Genomic DNA, 14,888 nt, shown 5'->3' on the forward strand with positions numbered 1-14,888 from the left:
CGCCGGACCCGGTCGCGGGATCCCCGCGGGAGGACCCCCGATCGATACGCAGGAGGAAGCCGTGACCGCCGAGCCCGAGGTGGCGAGCCGCGCCGACAGTGCCGGCAGCGGCAACGGCGCCCCGCCGTACCGCTACACCGCCGCGCTCGCGAACGAGATCGAGCGGCGCTGGCAGGACCACTGGGAGTCCGCCGACACCTTCGCCGTCGCGAACCCGTCCCCGGACGCGCCGCCGGCGGGCGACAAGTTCTACCTGATGGACATGTTCCCCTACCCGTCCGGCGCCGGGCTGCACGTCGGGCACCCGCTGGGGTTCATCGGCACCGACGTCCTGGGCCGCTTCCTGCGCATGAGCGGGCGCACGGTGCTGCACACCATGGGTTTCGACGCGTTCGGGCTGCCCGCCGAGCAGTACGCGGTGCAGACCGGGACGCACCCGCGGACCACCACCGAGGCGAACATCGCGCGCTACCGCGCCCAGATCCGCCAGCTCGGCCTGGCCCACGACCAGCACCGCTCGGTCTCCACCACGGACACCGACTTCTACCGGTGGACGCAGTGGATCTTCCTGCAGATCCACGGCTCCTGGTACGACACCGAGGCCGGCCGCGCGCGCCCGATCACCGAGCTCGAGGACGAGTTCCGCGCGGGCATCCGCGCCCTGCCCGACGGCCGCGACTGGACCACGCTCTCCCGTCCCGAGCAGGACCGCGTCCTCGACGGCCACCGCCTGGCCTACCTCGCCGACGCCCCGGTGAACTGGTGTCCCGCGCTGGGCACGGTGCTCTCCAACGAGGAGGTCACCGCCGACGGGCGCTCCGAGCGCGGCAACTTCCCCGTGTTCCGCCGCAACCTGCGCCAGTGGATGATGCGGATCACCGCCTACGCCGACCGCCTGGCCGACGACCTCGACGGCGTCGACTGGCCGGACTCGGTCAAGACGATGCAGCGCAACTGGATCGGGCGCTCGCAGGGGGCGCAGGTCCGGTTCGACACGGCGGCGGATGCGGAGCGCCGCGGAGCCGGACCATCGACTCCGCCCATCGAGGTCTTCACGACCCGCCCCGACACCCTCTTCGGCGCCACGTACCTGGTGCTGGCGCCCGAGCACCCGATGGTCGACGCGCTGACGCCCGACGCGTGGCCGTCGCCGCCGACCGGCGACGAGCTCGACGGCCGCTGGACCGGCGGCGCGGACACCCCGGCCCAGGCGGTCGCCCAGTACCGCAGCGTCGTCGCGTCCCGCTCCGACCTGGAGCGCCAGGAGGCCCGCGACAAGACCGGCGTGTTCACCGGCGCCTGGGCCACCAACCCGGTCAACGGCGAGGCGCTGCCGGTCTTCGTCGCCGACTACGTCCTCATGGGCTACGGCACCGGCGCGATCATGGCCGTGCCCGGCCAGGACCAGCGCGACTGGGACTTCGCCACCGTCTTCGGCCTGCCGATCCGCCGGACCGTGCAGCCCCCCGCGGACTTCGACGGCGAGGCGTACACCGGCGCCGGGGCGGCGATCAACTCGGCGAACGACGAGGTCAGCCTCGACGGGCTCGAGGTCGACCAGGCCAAGGCGGCGATCGTCGCGTGGCTGGCCGGGAAGGGCGCCGGCGAGTCGGTGGTGCAGTACAAGCTGCGCGACTGGCTGTTCTCGCGCCAGCGCTACTGGGGCGAGCCGTTCCCGATCGCCTACGCGGCCGACGGCGAGACCGACGGCGGCCCGTCGATCCCGCGCGGCCTGCCCGACGGCGACCTGCCCGTCCTGCTGCCCGACGTCGAGGACTACTCGCCGAAGTCGTACGCGCCCGACGACCGCGACTCCTCCCCCGAGTCGCCGCTGGCCCGCGCGACCGACTGGGTGTCGTTCGCCGCGGACCTGCCCTCGGACCCGGAGCGCGGGTTCGCCGACTACGTGCGCGAGACCAACACGATGCCCCAGTGGGCGGGCTCGTGCTGGTACTACCTGCGCTACCTCGACCCGCACAACGAGGAGCGCTTCGTCGACCCCGACGTCGAGCGCTACTGGATGGGCCCGCGCACCCCGGGCGACCCCGGCGGCGTCGACCTCTACGTCGGCGGCGTCGAGCACGCCGTGCTGCACCTGCTCTACTCGCGGTTCTGGCACAAGGTGCTGTTCGACCTCGGCCACGTGACCTCGTCCGAGCCGTTCCGCAAGCTGTTCAACCAGGGCTACGTCCAGGCCTGGGCCTACACCGACGCGCGCGGGGTCTACGTGCCGGCGGAGGAGGTCGTCGAGGACTCCTCGTCGTCGACGGGATTCACGTGGAACGGTGAGCCCGTCCGCCAGGAGTACGGGAAGATGGGCAAGTCGCTGCGCAACGTGGTGACGCCCGACGAGATGTGCGAGGCGTACGGCGCCGACACCTTCCGGCTCTACGAGATGTCGACGGGCCCGATGGAGGCCTCGCGGCCGTGGTCGACGCGCGACGTCGTCGGCTCGCACCGCTTCCTGCAGCGCGTCTGGCGCCTGGTGATCGACGAGCAGACCGGCGAGCTGCGGGTCTCCGACGTCGAGCCCGACCGCGACACCCTCACGGCCCTGCACAAGGCGATCGACGGCGTGCGCCGCGACCTACCGGCGATGCACTACAACACCGCCGTCGCGAAGCTCATCGAGCTGGCCAACCACCTGACCAAGACCTACCCGAACGGCGGCGCCCCGCGCTCGGTGATCGAGCCGCTGGTGCTCCTGCTGGCGCCGCTGTGCCCGCACCTGGGCGAGGAGCTGTGGTCGCGGCTGGGCCACGCGGAGACGCTGGCCTACGCCCCGTTCCCCGAGGCCGACCCGGCCCTGCTCGTCGAGGACACCGTCGAGTACCCCATCCAGGTCAACGGAAAGGTCCGCTCACGGATCACCGTGCCCGCCGCCGCCGGCGAGGACGACGTCCGCGCGGCCGCGCTCGCCGACACCAAGGTGGCCGAGCTCCTCGCGGGCGCCGAGCCCCGCAAGGTCATCGTCGTGCCCGGCCGCCTGGTCAACATCGTCCGCTGAGACTTCGGGTGGCTCCTGGTATCCGAGCGAAGGGCACCTTCGCTCGGATAGACGGGCGAGGGGCGCCCCTCGCCGGACGAACCGAGTGCTCGCCGGCCGATGCCCGTCGCGCCAGTTCTGAGCGAAGGGCACCTTCGCTCGGATAGACGGGCGGTGGGCGCCCTCCGCCGGAATGTTCCGCGCGGCGTCTAGCCACCCCGCGACCCGTTGCGCCCACCCTGGGTTCTGAGCGAACGGTCCCTTCGCGCAAAACGGGATCCCACGGCGTCCGCGGTGCGTCGAACCAGGCATGCCTCGTCGTGCACGGGTCGACTGGAACGCGGTGGGCGCCGCCGCTCCTGACGGCCTCATCCTCGTCCGTGATCTCCGCGCGCTCGGCGTCCCGTCGAGCACGATCGTCTTCCGCTGCCGCAAGGTGGGCGGGGTCTGGTGGCGCCCGCTCCTCGGTCTCGTGGCGCTCGCCCGTGGGGTCCTCACGGTCCACCAGCGACTCGTCGCCGCCCTGCTCGTCGCCGGCGACGACGCCGTCGTCACGGGCCTCGCCGCCTGCCGGCTCCACGGTCTCGAGCGAGTGCCAGAGCACGACGAGGTCCACGTCCTCATCCCGCACCGGAACCGGCACCGCTCCGAGGGGTTCCTCGTGGCCGAACGGACCAAGCGGATGCCGACGTCTCGGATCCTCGACGGCATCCGCTGCGCGGCGCTGCACAGGGCGCTCCTCGACGGCGCGCGCCGCCTGAGTCGCATCGACGACGTCCGGGCCCTGCTCTGCGAGGCGGTCCAGCGGCACAAGGTCACGGTCGCCGCGCTGCGCGCCGAGATCGAGGCCGGCTCGTGCCGGGGCGCGGCCCTGGTGCGGATCGTGATCGCGGAGTTGGAGGACGGCATCCTGTCGGCGGCCGAGGCGTGGCTCCGCGAGCTGGTCTTAGGCATGGACGACTTCCCGGCCGTGCGGTGGAACGTCGAGCTGGAGCGACCGGACGGTTCCCCTCTCGCCACGGTGGACGGGCTGGTCGACGGCGTGCCGCTCGTCATCGAGCTCCACTCCTTCGCCCACCACGCCGACCTCGAGACGTACGACGCGACCATGCGGCGCCACGGAGAGCTCGCCGCAGCCGGCTACCTCGTCGTTCCCCTCACCCCGAAGGAAGTGCGCGACGACCCCGCGGGCGTGCGCCGGAAGCTCCGCGCTGCTCTCGAGGAACTGCGAGCCCGGCAGGTATCGCCCAGCGCGGCCTGAGCCTCGTCCCGGACGAGCGAAGGGCCCCTTCGGTCGACAAGATCGACCGAAGGGGCCCTTCGCTCAGAACCTGGTACCGCGCTGGAATCCGGCGATGGGCGCCCCTCGCCGCTCTATCCGAGCGAAGGTGCCCTTCGCTCAGAACGGCCGGCGCGCCCCACCCGCGTCGACCGTCGGTCAGCTGTCCTCGCCGCGGATGAAGGACTCGACGCGGTCGTAGGCGACGGAGTCGCGGTACTGCTCCGGCGGCGACTTCATGAAGTACGACGACGCGCCGAGCAGCGGGCCACCGATCCCGCGGTCGAGCGCGATCTTCGCGGCGCGCACGCAGTCGATGATGATGCCCGCCGAGTTCGGGGAGTCCCAGACCTCGAGCTTGTACTCCAGCGAGAGCGGCACGTCACCGAAGGCGCGGCCCTCGAGGCGCACGTAGGCCCACTTGCGGTCGTCGAGCCACGGCACGTGGTCCGACGGGCCGATGTGGACGTTGCCCTTGCCCATGTCGCGGTCCACCTGCGAGGTGACCGACTGGGTCTTGGAGGTCTTCTTCGACTCCAGGCGCTCGCGCTCGAGCATGTTCTGGAAGTCCATGTTGCCGCCGACGTTGAGCTGCATCGTGCGGTCGAGCTGCACGCCGCGGTCCTCGAAGAGCTTGGCGAGCACGCGGTGGGTGATCGTCGCGCCGACCTGGGACTTGATGTCGTCGCCGACGATCGGAACCCCGGCGTCGGTGAACTTCTGCGCCCACTCGGGGTCGGACGCGATGAACACCGGCAGGGCGTTGACGAACGCGACGCCCGCGTCGAGGGCGCACTGCGCGTAGAACTTGTCGGCGTCCTCGCTGCCCACCGGGAGGTAGGAGACGAGTACGTCGGCCCGCGCGTCGCGCAGCGCGGCGACGACGTCGACGGGGTCGCCGTCGGCCTCGGTGATGATCTCGCGGTAGTAGCGGCCGAGGCCGTCGAGCGTCGGACCGCGCTGGACGGTGACGCCGGTGGGCGGGACGTCCGCGATCTTGATCGTGTTGTTCTCCGACGCGACGATGGCGTCGGCGAGGTCCTGGCCGACCTTCTTCGCGTCGACGTCGAACGCCGCGACGAACTCGAGGTCGCCGACGTGGTAGCCGCCGAAGTCCACGTGCATCAGCCCCGGCACCGAAGCGGCCGGGTCGGCGTCGGCGTAGTACTGCACGCCCTGGACGAGGGACGAGGCGCAGTTCCCCACGCCCACGATCGCCACTCGGACCGAACCCATGGCTGTTCTCCTCTGTGTCTCTTTCTGGGGGTGACGGGTGACGGGACCTGCGGGTCAGGCGCCGTTCGGGGTCGGGCGGGCTCCGGCGCCCGGCTCGTCGTCGGGGGTGGGCGGAGCTGCCGGTGGCGGGGTCTCCCCGCGCTCGGCCGCGATCAGCTCGTTGAGCCAGCGGACCTCGCGCTCGGTGGACTCCAGGCCGATGCGGTGCAGCTCGCGCGTGTAGTGGTCGATCTGCTCGCCCGCGCGGGACAGCGTCGAGCGCAGCCCCTCGCGGCGCTCCTCCACCTGGCGGCGCCGGCCTTCGAGGATGCGCATCCGCACCTCGACCGGCGTGCGGGAGAAGAAGGCCAGGTGGATGCCGAAGCTCTCGTCGTCCCACGCCTGCGGCCCGACCTCGGCGAGGAGCTCGTCGAAGCGGTCCTTGCCCTCGGCCGTGAGCTCGAAGACGCGCCGGCCCCGGCGCGTCTTCGACTTGGAGCCCCAGGAGCCCCGGGACGACGACCGTGACCGGGCGGACGCGGCGGTCTCGGCGCCCTCCTCGGTCCCCTCGGCCGGTGCGTCGGAGGTCTCGGCGATCAGCCCGGCGCGTTGGAGCCTGCGCAGCGTCGGGTAGAGCGATCCCCACGAGAACGCGCGGAACGTGCCGAGGCGGGCGTGCAGCTGCTTGCGCAGCTGGTAGCCGTGCATCGGGGCCTCGTGGAGCAGGCCGAGCACCGCGAGCTCGAGCACGGCCACCTCCCCCGCATCCCGGACGGACCGTCCGTCCCGATCGCCGGTCCGCCGCGTCGAGCACGGCGTCCTTGTCGACGACCATATCGGACCGATACATCAGGCGTCGGCGATCCGCGATCACGTCACAGTCGGGCCGGGTGTCCACGACCGCCCGCGAGCAGGGGACGCAGGGCCGCGCGCATGGCTAGGCTGGAGCCGTGCCGGGAGTCCGTCAGGTGGTCGACTACGCGCTGCAGCGCCGCGCGGCGATCGCGGACGTCGCGGCCGGCCGCACGGCCACCGCCGACGCCTGTGACGCGGGGACCTACCTGCTCCAGGCCGCCTCGTACCACGGCCGGACGACCACGCGGATGTGCCCGCTCTGCCAGCGGGATCCCCTCGTCGAGGTCATGTGGATCTTCGGTGAACGGCTCGGCGCGGCCGCCGGATCCGCTCGTTCCGCCGACGAGATCCACCGGTTGGCGGATGCGATCAGCGAGTTCACCGTGCACGTCGTGGAGGTCTGCCGGTCGTGCCGGTGGAACCACCTCGTACAGTCATACGTCCTGGGAACCGACGATGCGTCGGGAGGGGGCCGCCGGCGGCGCCGGACCGCCTCCCCCTGACGCCGGTCGGACCCGGGTCCGACGGGAACGCCCACGGACGGACGAGGGAACCACCCGGCATCGGGAGGCGATCGGTGGACGACGAGCGGCGCACGGACCGCGGGGGTGGTCGACCCCCGGGTCCGGATCGCGGCACCCCGCCCGCACCCCCGGCCCGGTCCGGTCCGCCCGGCGACCGCCACGGCCCGCCCGGAGGCCCGAACGGCGCCCCGAGCAACGGCAGCCCGCACGGCGCCCGCAACGGCAGCGCGAACGGCAGCCCCCACGGCCGTCCCCCCGGACCCCCGCCCGGTCCGCCGCCGCCTCCGCAGCAGGGCCCGCCGCCCGGGCGCCCGCTCCCGCCGCAGGGCCGCCCGCCGGGCCCCGGCGGCCCCCAGCGCCCGCCCGAGGGCGGCCTCCCGCCCGGCTGGCGGCCGGTGCCCCCGTCGCAGAACCCCACCCACCACCCGAACCACGCGCCCACCGAGGCGCCGACGGTCTCGAACGGCGCCGCGGTCGCTGCGTCGACCGCGCGGCGCAGCGCCGTCGGCACGGTCACCCCGCCCGAGGGCCGTGAGACCGCGCGCGAGCCGCGCCTGCTCACCCACGACAGCGGCCCGAACCGTCGCGCCGAGAACGGGCGCACCGGCACGGCGACCCGCGCGATGGCGCCCACGGCCGCCGCGACCTCGCGGATGGGCGCCGGCGGCCTGTCCGGCACCGCCGTGGCCCCGGCCCGCACCCGCCCGGGCGGCGGGGACGACGGCGGCGACGAGCCCCCGCGCGGCCGGTCGAAGCGCCCCGCCCCCGGACCCGACCCCCGCAAGCGCCGCAACCGGCGCCTGCGGCGCATCGCCTACGTCGCGCTCGGCGTCGTCGTGCTCGGCCCGGTCCTGGCCTTCGCCGTCGGCTGGATCTTCTTTCGCGTGCCCACGCCCGACGACGCGACCAACAACCAGCTCGCGACGATCTCGTACGCGAACGGCTCCTCGCTGGCCTCGCTGGTGCCCGAGCAGGGCAACCGGATCAAGGTGCCGATCACCCAGGTGCCGCTGCACGTCCAGCAGGCGGTGCTCTCGGCCGAGGACCGCTCCTTCTACTCCAACCTCGGCTTCGACCCTGTCGGCATCCTGCGCGCGGTGTGGCTCCAGGCCACCGGCGGCAGCGGCGGCGGGTCGACGATCACCCAGCAGTACGTGAAGAACGTGCTGGTGGGCGACGAGTACTCGATCTGGCGCAAGTACCGCGAGGTGGTGATCGCGGCGAAGATCTCCCAGGAGCAGAGCAAGGAGGAGATCCTCGGCAACTACCTCAACACGATCTACTTCGGGCGCGGCGCCTACGGCATCCAGGCCGCCTCCCAGGCGTACTTCGGCAAGGACGTCTCGCAGCTCTCGGTCTCCGACGGCGCGATGCTCGCCGGGCTCATCCAGTCGCCGTCGCGCTGGGACCCCGCCGTCGACCGCGGGATGTCCGAGCAGCGCTGGAACTTCGTCCTCGACGGCATGGTCAGCCAGAACTGGCTCCCCGCCGCCGAACGGGTCGGGCAGGTCTTCCCGGCGGCGATCCCGCCGCAGCCCCGGCGCAGCGGCATCCCCGACAACGACCGCGGCCACATCGTCTCCGCCGTGCGCAACGAGCTGAACACCTACGGGATCACCGAGCAGCAGGTGAACCAGGAGGGCCTCCAGGTCACGACGACGATCGACCCCGACCTGCAGGACGATGCCGTCGCGTCCGTCGAGCGCCGCCTGCGCGGCCAGCCGCAGAACCTGCGCACGTCGCTCGTCTCGGTCGACCCGCGCACGGGCGCGATCGTCGCCTACTACGGCGGCGAGGACGGCTCCGGCTTCGACTACGCCCAGGCCCAGCGCCAACCGGGCTCGTCGTTCAAGCCGTTCGTGCTGCTGGCCGGACTGCAGCGCAACCCCTCGCCGATCGGTCTCGGCACCACCTTCGACGGGTCGAGCCCGCAGACCATCGCGGGCACCGAGGTCGAGAACAACGAGGGCGAGAACTGCGCCAACTGCGACCTGCGCACGGCGATGACGCAGTCGATCAACACCGTCTTCTACCAGCTGGGCGTGCAGGTCGGCCCCCAGCGCGTGGCCGATGCCGCGCACCAGGCCGGCATCTCGGCCGACCTGCCCAACCCCAGCGGCGGCATCTCGCTGGGCGACCGCGAGGTCCGGCCCGGCGACATGGCCGCGGCCTACGCGACGTTCGCCGCGGACGGCGTCTACCACCGGCCGCACCTCGTCAGCCGCGTCACCACCGCCGACGGGCGGGTGCTCTTCGACGCCGGCGCGCCGGCGGGCGAGCAGCGCATGACCCAGCAGCTCGCCCGCAACGTCACCGAGTCGATGCTGCAGGTGGCCGACCACTCCGGCATCGCGCTCTCCGGCGGGCGCCCGGTGGGGGCGAAGACCGGCACCGTGCAGTCGTCGGTCGACGGGCAGAACAACGACGCCTGGACGGTCGGGTTCACGCCGTCGATCTCCACCGCGGTGTGGGTCGGCACCGACGACAACACCCCGATCAAGACCCGCGACGGGCGCCCGATCTACGGGCGCGGCGTGCCCGGCCAGATCTGGCAGGGCTACATGAACGACGCCGTGCGCAACGACCCCGTCGAGCAGTTCTCGGACTTCCGCCCGATCGGCGCCCCGCCGCAGACCACCCCGACCGCGCCGCCGGACCAGCAGTGCGTCGAGGGCCAGCCGTGCCCGCCGGAGCAGCAGAACGGTGACCAGGGCCAGGGCGGCGACCAGGGCCAGAACGGCGGCGACCAGGGCCAGAACGGCGGCGACCAGGGCAACCAGGGCGGCGGCGACAACGGCCAGAACAACGGTCAGAACGGCGGCCAAGGCGGTGGTGACGGCGGCGGCGCGCAGGGTGATGGCGGCGGAGGCGGTGACGGCGCACAAGGCGACGGCGCCACCGGTGGCGAGAACCCTGGGGGCGGTCTGTTCGGTGGTTGACCGGACCGCTGACCGATCTTCCCCCGGCAGGACCGCATGACCGGCGCCCCGACGCGCAGCAGCACCGACGGCGACGGGGGCGCCGGCGGTGCGACCGACGGCGGCCCAAGTGGACGGGCCCGCACCCACGACCCGGCCTCGCTCGGCCCGGACCAGCGGGTCCGCCCCACGCAGGAGGACCCGTTCGTCGGCTCGTTGTCGGCGGTGGTCGGCGGCCCGCTCGGCGAGCACGCCGTGGCCGGGCGGGCGCGGTTCCTCACGCCGCTGCGGGTGGTGCTGCTGCTCGCGGTGGTCGTCCTGTCGCTCGCGTGGTTCGCGAAGGCGCCGTGCCTGCAGCAGTACCCGGGTGACAACGGGCTCGAGCTCGACTGGCGCGACGGCCGCCAGTACGTGGCGATGTGCTACTCGGACACCGTCCCGCTCTACACCGCGGAGCGCCTCGACGTCGGCGGCATCCCGTACCTGACGTCGTGGGTCGACCGGCGCGAGGACGGCAGCGAGCAGGTCCGGTACATGGAGTACCCGGTGCTCACCGGGTTCTTCCAGTGGGCCAACGCCCGCCTGGCCGACCTCTGGCTCGCGGGTGCCGACGCGGGGCTGCTCCCGGGCGGGCTGCCGGTGGTCGTCTACTTCGACCTGTCGGCGTTCTGGCTCGCGCTCGCGTGGCTGGTCACGGTCTGGGCGCTCGTGCGGCTGCGACCCGGGCGTCCCTGGGACGCCGCCCTCGCCGCCGTGTCGCCGCTGGTCGCGGTGCACGCCTTCACCAACTTCGACACGCTCGCCGTCGCCGCGGCGACCCTCGGGATGCTGGCGTGGGCCCGGCGACGACCCGTGCTCGCGGGGGTGATCCTCGGCGTGGGCGCCGCCGCGAAGCTCTATCCGCTGTTCCTGCTCTTCCCCCTCCTGCTGCTCTGCCTGCGGGCGGGGCGGATGCGGGCCTGGGCGCAGGCGACGTGCGCCGGCGTGCTGACGTGGTCGGCGCTCAACCTGCCGCTGGCCCTCGCCGCGCCCACCGGCTGGTGGGAGTTCTTCCGGCTCAACGGCCAGCGCGGCGCCGACCCCGACTCGCTCTACAACGTCGTCGCCGGCTTCACGGGCTGGAGCGGCTTCGACGGCCCGCTCGCGCCCGGGCAGCCGCCGTCGGTGCTCAACGCCGTGAGCGCCGTGCTGTTCGCGGTGTGCTGCCTCGCGATCGCGGTGCTCGTGGTGAAGGCGCCGCGGCGACCACGCTTCGCCTCGATCGCGTTCCTGGTGATCACTGCGTTCCTGCTGACCAACAAGGTGTGGAGCCCGCAGTACTCGCTGTGGCTCGTGCCGCTCGCGGTGCTCGCCTACCCGCGCTGGCGCCCGCTGCTCGCCTGGATGCTGATCGACGCGCTGGTGTGGGCGCCGCGGATGTACTACTACCTCGGCACCGACGCCAAGGGCCTGCCCGCGCCCTGGTTCTACGGGGCGGTCGTCGTGCGCGACGTCGCGGTGCTCGTCGTCGCGGGACTGATCGTGCGGACGGTGCTGCGTCCCGAGCTCGACCCGGTCCGCACGCCGCGGGACCCGTCGTTCTCCCGGGGCCTCGACGACCCCGACGGCGGCGTGCTCGACGGGGCACCGGACGAGATGCGGCGCCTGTCACGCGCCGACGCCGTGATCGAGGCCCTGGTCCGCCCGCTGCGCCGTCGGGAACGGACTGGAGTCCCTCGATGAGGTCGTGTGCCCCCGGACGGGCGTGTCGCTGGGCGACGAGACCGGCGGCCGGGTGAGGCTGCCCGTCACCACCGGGCGACCTACTCGTTGGTCACCACGTGCCGCCGGTCGGCCCGCTCCCCCGCGGGGTCGTTCCGGCATTCCCCGGGCAGTTCGGAGAAAGGTCCCCCACATGGCGCTGCGTGCTCCCCGCCGCCTGCTGACCGCCGTCCTCGCGGGCGGACTGGTGACGGGCTCGCTGCTCCTCGGTGCCGGCTCCGCGCTGGCGGCCCCGAGCGCCGGTGACGACGTCGTCGAGGCCCGCTGCGGGCAGACCGTGCGCGCCGAGCCGGGCCAGACGATCAAGGTGATCCCGGAGCTGGGTCTGCCGTTCGAGCGCACGGCGCGCACCGGGATGGACCCGATCAGCCAGGTCGTCGGCGGGATCGGCGGGCTGCTCTGCCGCGTGCAGGTCCAGGTCGTCGAGCCGGTCGCCGCCGGGGTCGCCCAGGCGGCCCCGCCGCTGCGCCCGGCCACCGACCAGCTCAGCCGGGGCACCGGCGCCGTGCTCGACCCGACCCCGCAGTCGCGTGCGACGACCCCGCGCTCGCAGGCCGCCGTCGTGCCGCCGGCCGCCGCGGTGCCGACGTTCACCCCGCAGCAGGCCGCGGCCGCCGCGCCCGCGTTCGCGCCGGCGTTCGGCACGCTCCCGTCGTCGTTCCTCAAGTCGGCCACCGGCCCGGCTCCGGGCCTCGCGACCTACGACCCGAAGATGCTGCTCGGCTCGGCGTTCCCCGGCCTGCGTGCCGGCGCGCCCGCCTACCTCGGCTACGACGCCGCCAGTGCCGTCACCACCGCGAGCCAGGTCCAGGCCCTGCCCGTCGACGGGCTGACCGACGGCGGCGTGGGCGTGCCCGCGCTCATCGCGGTCCTGGCGCTCTCCGGTGTCGCGGCGTTCACCGTCCGCCGGATCGTGCTCGGCAAGGCCCCGGTGGCGGCGTCGTCCGTGGCCCCGGCCGCGCCGGTGACCGACGAGCCGGCCGTGGAGGCCGAGGAGTCCGAGGAGGCCGCCGAGGCCGAGCTCGAGGACCTCGACGACGTCGAGGACGAGGACGCCGGCGAGGACGCCACCACCGCGGCTCCGCGGACGCCCGTCCCGGCCTGAGGCCGGAACCCGCACGGTCCCGCACGGAACCGTGGGCCGCGCTGCTGCGTCGGACCTGGTAGGGGCCTCGGCGGCACGCGGTCGGCGATTGATAACCTGAGTCGCTGAAGACCCCTCCTGCCACGGATCGTCCGTGGCCGCTGAGCCCACAGGAGGTGAGTGGTCCTCGTGCGCCATTATGAACTGGTCGTGATCCTCGATCCGGCCCTCGACGAGCGGACCGTCGCTCCGTCCCTCGAGACGTTCCTCAACGTCGTCCGCAACGACGGCGGCACCGTGGAGAACGTCGAGGTCTGGGGACGTCGCCGTCTCTCCTACGAGATCGAGAAGAACGCCGAGGGCATCTACGCCGTCCTCGACATCAACTGTGAGCCCGCGACCGTGAAGGAGATGGACCGCCAGCTCGCGCTGAACGAGTCCGTGCTCCGCACCAAGGTCATGCGCCGCGACCCCGCCTTCGCCGGGCGCCGGGGCAAGGCGAACTGATGGCCGGCGACACGGTCATCACCGTGGTCGGCAACCTCACCGCCGACCCGGAGCTGCGGTTCACGCCGTCGGGTGCCGCCGTCGCCAATTTCACGGTCGCGTCGACGCCGCGCACCTTCGACCGCCAGAGCGGCGAGTGGAAGGACGGCGAGGCGCTGTTCCTGCGCTGCAACATCTGGCGCCAGGCCGCGGAGAACGTCGCCGAGACGCTCACCCGCGGCGCGCGCGTGATCGTGCAGGGCCGCCTCAAGCAGCGGTCGTTCGAGACCCGTGAGGGCGAGAAGCGCACCGTCATCGAGCTCGAGGTCGACGAGATCGGCCCCTCGCTGCGCTACGCCACGGCGTCGGTCACCAAGGCCTCCCGGGGCGGCGGTGGCGGCGGCTACGGCGGTGGCGGCGGCAACGGTGGCGGCGGCTACGGCGGCGGCTCCGGAGGCTCCGGTGGTGGCGGCGGCTACGGCGGGTCGGACGACCCGTGGGCGTCGGCCCCGGCCGCGGGCTCCTCGGGGGGCGGCGGCGGTGGCGGCGGCTACGACGACGAGCCCCCGTTCTAGATCTCACTCATCCCAGTTCTGCTCAGGAGAAGAAACACCATGGCGAAGCCGCCGGTGCGCAAGCCCAAGAAGAAGGTCTGCACCTTCTGCAAGGACAAGAACCAGCTGATCGACTACAAGGACACGAACCTCCTGCGGAAGTACATCTCCGACCGCGGGAAGATCCGTGCGCGCCGGGTCTCGGGCAACTGCTCGCAGCACCAGCGCGACGTGGCCGTCGCCGTGAAGAACTCGCGCGAGATGGCCCTCCTGCCCTACACCTCGACGGCGCGCTGAGGGAGGACGACATGAAGCTCATCCTCACCGCCGACGTCCCCAACCTCGGGGGCCCCGGCGACAACGTCGAGGTCAAGGACGGCTACGGCCGCAACTTCCTGCTGCCCCGCGGGCTGGCCATCGTCGCCAGCCGCGGCGCGCAGAAGCAGGTCGAGACGATCCGCCGCACCCAGGAGGGCAAGCGGATCCGCGACCTCGACCACGCCAAGGAGGTCGCCGGGCAGATCCAGGGCCTCGGCACCGTCACGGTCACCGGCAAGGCCGGCCAGGGCGGGCGCCTGTTCGGCTCGATCACCCCGGCCGACGTCGTGGCCGCGGTCCGCTCGCAGGGCGGCCCGAACCTCGACAAGCGGTTCGTCGACATCACGGGGCACATCAAGTCCACGGGCGACCACCAGGTCACCGTGCGGCTGCACCCGGACGTCGCGGTCGCGCTGCCCCTGGACGTCCAGGGCGGCTGAGCACCGCACCGTCACCGGCACGACCCACCTCGGGCCCGGACCGCACCACGCGGTCCGGGCCCGACGTGTGTCCGGGGCCGGACCGTGCGGCCCGGGTGTCGGCGAGGTGGCGCGCGGGTGTCCCCGATCGTCGTCGCACCGCCCGGCGAGGCCGGGCCGCCGCTCGGCTCGCCACGCCCCGCACGCGGACGAACACGCCGACGACACGCCCCCGCGCGACGCGCCGAGCAGTCCTTCATCCACTTGTTGTCCACAACGCCCACACGGCGCTGAGCTGCGGCGATGCACCCACAAGGGTGGTTGCCAACAGGTTGTCCCCAGGTGTGTGCCCACCGCGGAGGTGTGCTCGGTGGACCGATCCCCGGGTTGTCCCCAGGGCATCCCCAGGGGCCGCTGGAACGGCGGTCGTCGGGGACCTAACGTGCCGTCGACGCGGTCGCGACGGCGGCGGTCGGCGCCCCCCGGGAC

The 14,888-nt window shown here is 73.3% G+C and carries 12 protein-coding genes; 10 read left to right on the plus strand and 2 right to left on the minus strand.

The genetic code is table 11. The features are described from left to right. Nucleotides 1–79 precede the first annotated feature (79 nt). Together EV188_RS13895 and EV188_RS13900 are read left to right on the plus strand one after the other, a co-directional pair. A complete protein-coding gene (locus EV188_RS13895) occupies nucleotides 80–3,007 on the plus strand; it encodes a leucine--tRNA ligase (protein WP_133827117.1) in 2,928 nt (975 codons plus the stop codon). Nucleotides 3,008–3,296: 289 nt separating this feature from the next. After that, nucleotides 3,297–4,247 (plus strand): hypothetical protein, encoded by a 951-nt coding sequence (locus tag EV188_RS13900; protein ID WP_133826833.1) that lies wholly within the window; start codon nucleotides 3,297–3,299, stop codon nucleotides 4,245–4,247. Nucleotides 4,248–4,424: 177 nt separating this feature from the next. Here EV188_RS13900 and EV188_RS13905 read toward each other — a convergent pair whose 3' ends face one another. Beyond that, complete coding sequence (locus EV188_RS13905) at nucleotides 4,425–5,501, minus strand: inositol-3-phosphate synthase (RefSeq protein ID WP_133826834.1); 1,077 nt, start codon at nucleotides 5,499–5,501, stop codon at nucleotides 4,425–4,427. Nucleotides 5,502–5,555: 54 nt separating this feature from the next. Beyond that, the gene (locus EV188_RS13910) at nucleotides 5,556–6,230 is read right to left on the minus strand and encodes a PadR family transcriptional regulator (RefSeq protein ID WP_133826835.1); all 675 of its coding nucleotides are present in this window, start codon (nucleotides 6,228–6,230) and stop codon (nucleotides 5,556–5,558) included. Between the two features lie 200 nt (nucleotides 6,231–6,430). Between EV188_RS13910 and EV188_RS13915 the strand changes: the two genes are divergently transcribed. The 8 genes from EV188_RS13915 to rplI all read left to right on the plus strand — a co-directional run bounded on the left by EV188_RS13915 (nucleotide 6,431) and on the right by rplI (nucleotide 14,420). Continuing rightward, the gene (locus EV188_RS13915; RefSeq protein WP_133826836.1) at nucleotides 6,431–6,838 is read left to right on the plus strand and encodes a DUF5318 family protein; all 408 of its coding nucleotides are present in this window, start codon (nucleotides 6,431–6,433) and stop codon (nucleotides 6,836–6,838) included. Nucleotides 6,839–6,912: 74 nt separating this feature from the next. Further along, nucleotides 6,913–9,798: a transglycosylase domain-containing protein gene (locus EV188_RS13920; protein WP_279536740.1), complete on the plus strand. Its 2,886-nt coding sequence runs from the start codon at nucleotides 6,913–6,915 to the stop codon at nucleotides 9,796–9,798. Nucleotides 9,799–9,834: 36 nt separating this feature from the next. Continuing rightward, entirely contained in the window at nucleotides 9,835–11,499 is a 1,665-nt protein-coding gene (locus EV188_RS13925; RefSeq protein ID WP_133826837.1) for a glycosyltransferase family 87 protein, read from the plus strand. A gap of 172 nt (nucleotides 11,500–11,671) precedes the next feature. Continuing rightward, nucleotides 11,672–12,643: a hypothetical protein gene (locus EV188_RS13930; RefSeq protein WP_133826838.1), complete on the plus strand. Its 972-nt coding sequence runs from the start codon at nucleotides 11,672–11,674 to the stop codon at nucleotides 12,641–12,643. A 159-nt stretch (nucleotides 12,644–12,802) separates the two neighbouring features. Then, nucleotides 12,803–13,129 carry a 30S ribosomal protein S6 gene (gene rpsF / locus EV188_RS13935; protein WP_243741680.1) on the plus strand — a complete coding sequence of 109 codons (327 nt, stop codon included), beginning with the start codon at nucleotides 12,803–12,805 and terminating at the stop codon, nucleotides 13,127–13,129. Further along, entirely contained in the window at nucleotides 13,129–13,683 is a 555-nt protein-coding gene (locus EV188_RS13940) for a single-stranded DNA-binding protein (RefSeq protein ID WP_133826839.1), read from the plus strand. Before rpsF ends, EV188_RS13940 begins: the two co-directional genes overlap by 1 nt. Nucleotides 13,684–13,722: 39 nt before the next feature. Further along, a complete protein-coding gene (gene rpsR, locus EV188_RS13945; RefSeq protein WP_133826840.1) occupies nucleotides 13,723–13,959 on the plus strand; it encodes a 30S ribosomal protein S18 in 237 nt (78 codons plus the stop codon). A gap of 11 nt (nucleotides 13,960–13,970) precedes the next feature. Beyond that, nucleotides 13,971–14,420: a 50S ribosomal protein L9 gene (gene rplI, locus EV188_RS13950; protein ID WP_133826841.1), complete on the plus strand. Its 450-nt coding sequence runs from the start codon at nucleotides 13,971–13,973 to the stop codon at nucleotides 14,418–14,420. Nucleotides 14,421–14,888 lie beyond the last annotated feature (468 nt).

The organism is Actinomycetospora succinea (assembly GCF_004363095.1).
In the GTDB taxonomy this organism is placed as follows: Bacteria; Actinomycetota; Actinomycetes; order Mycobacteriales; family Pseudonocardiaceae; genus Actinomycetospora; species Actinomycetospora succinea.

Bases quoted from the DNA above. Each gene is read 5' to 3' on its own strand.
- rplI (WP_133826841.1), top strand. From the start codon at position 13,971: ATGAAGCTCATCCTCACCGCCGACGTCCCCAACCTCGGGGGCCCCGGC.
- EV188_RS13940 (WP_133826839.1), top strand. From the start codon at position 13,129: ATGGCCGGCGACACGGTCATCACCGTGGTCGGCAACCTCACCGCCGAC.
- rpsR (WP_133826840.1), top strand. From the start codon at position 13,723: ATGGCGAAGCCGCCGGTGCGCAAGCCCAAGAAGAAGGTCTGCACCTTC.
- EV188_RS13930 (WP_133826838.1), top strand. From the start codon at position 11,672: ATGGCGCTGCGTGCTCCCCGCCGCCTGCTGACCGCCGTCCTCGCGGGC.
- EV188_RS13925 (WP_133826837.1), top strand. From the start codon at position 9,835: ATGACCGGCGCCCCGACGCGCAGCAGCACCGACGGCGACGGGGGCGCC.
- EV188_RS13900 (WP_133826833.1), top strand. From the start codon at position 3,297: ATGCCTCGTCGTGCACGGGTCGACTGGAACGCGGTGGGCGCCGCCGCT.
- EV188_RS13905 (WP_133826834.1), bottom strand. From the start codon at position 5,501: ATGGGTTCGGTCCGAGTGGCGATCGTGGGCGTGGGGAACTGCGCCTCG.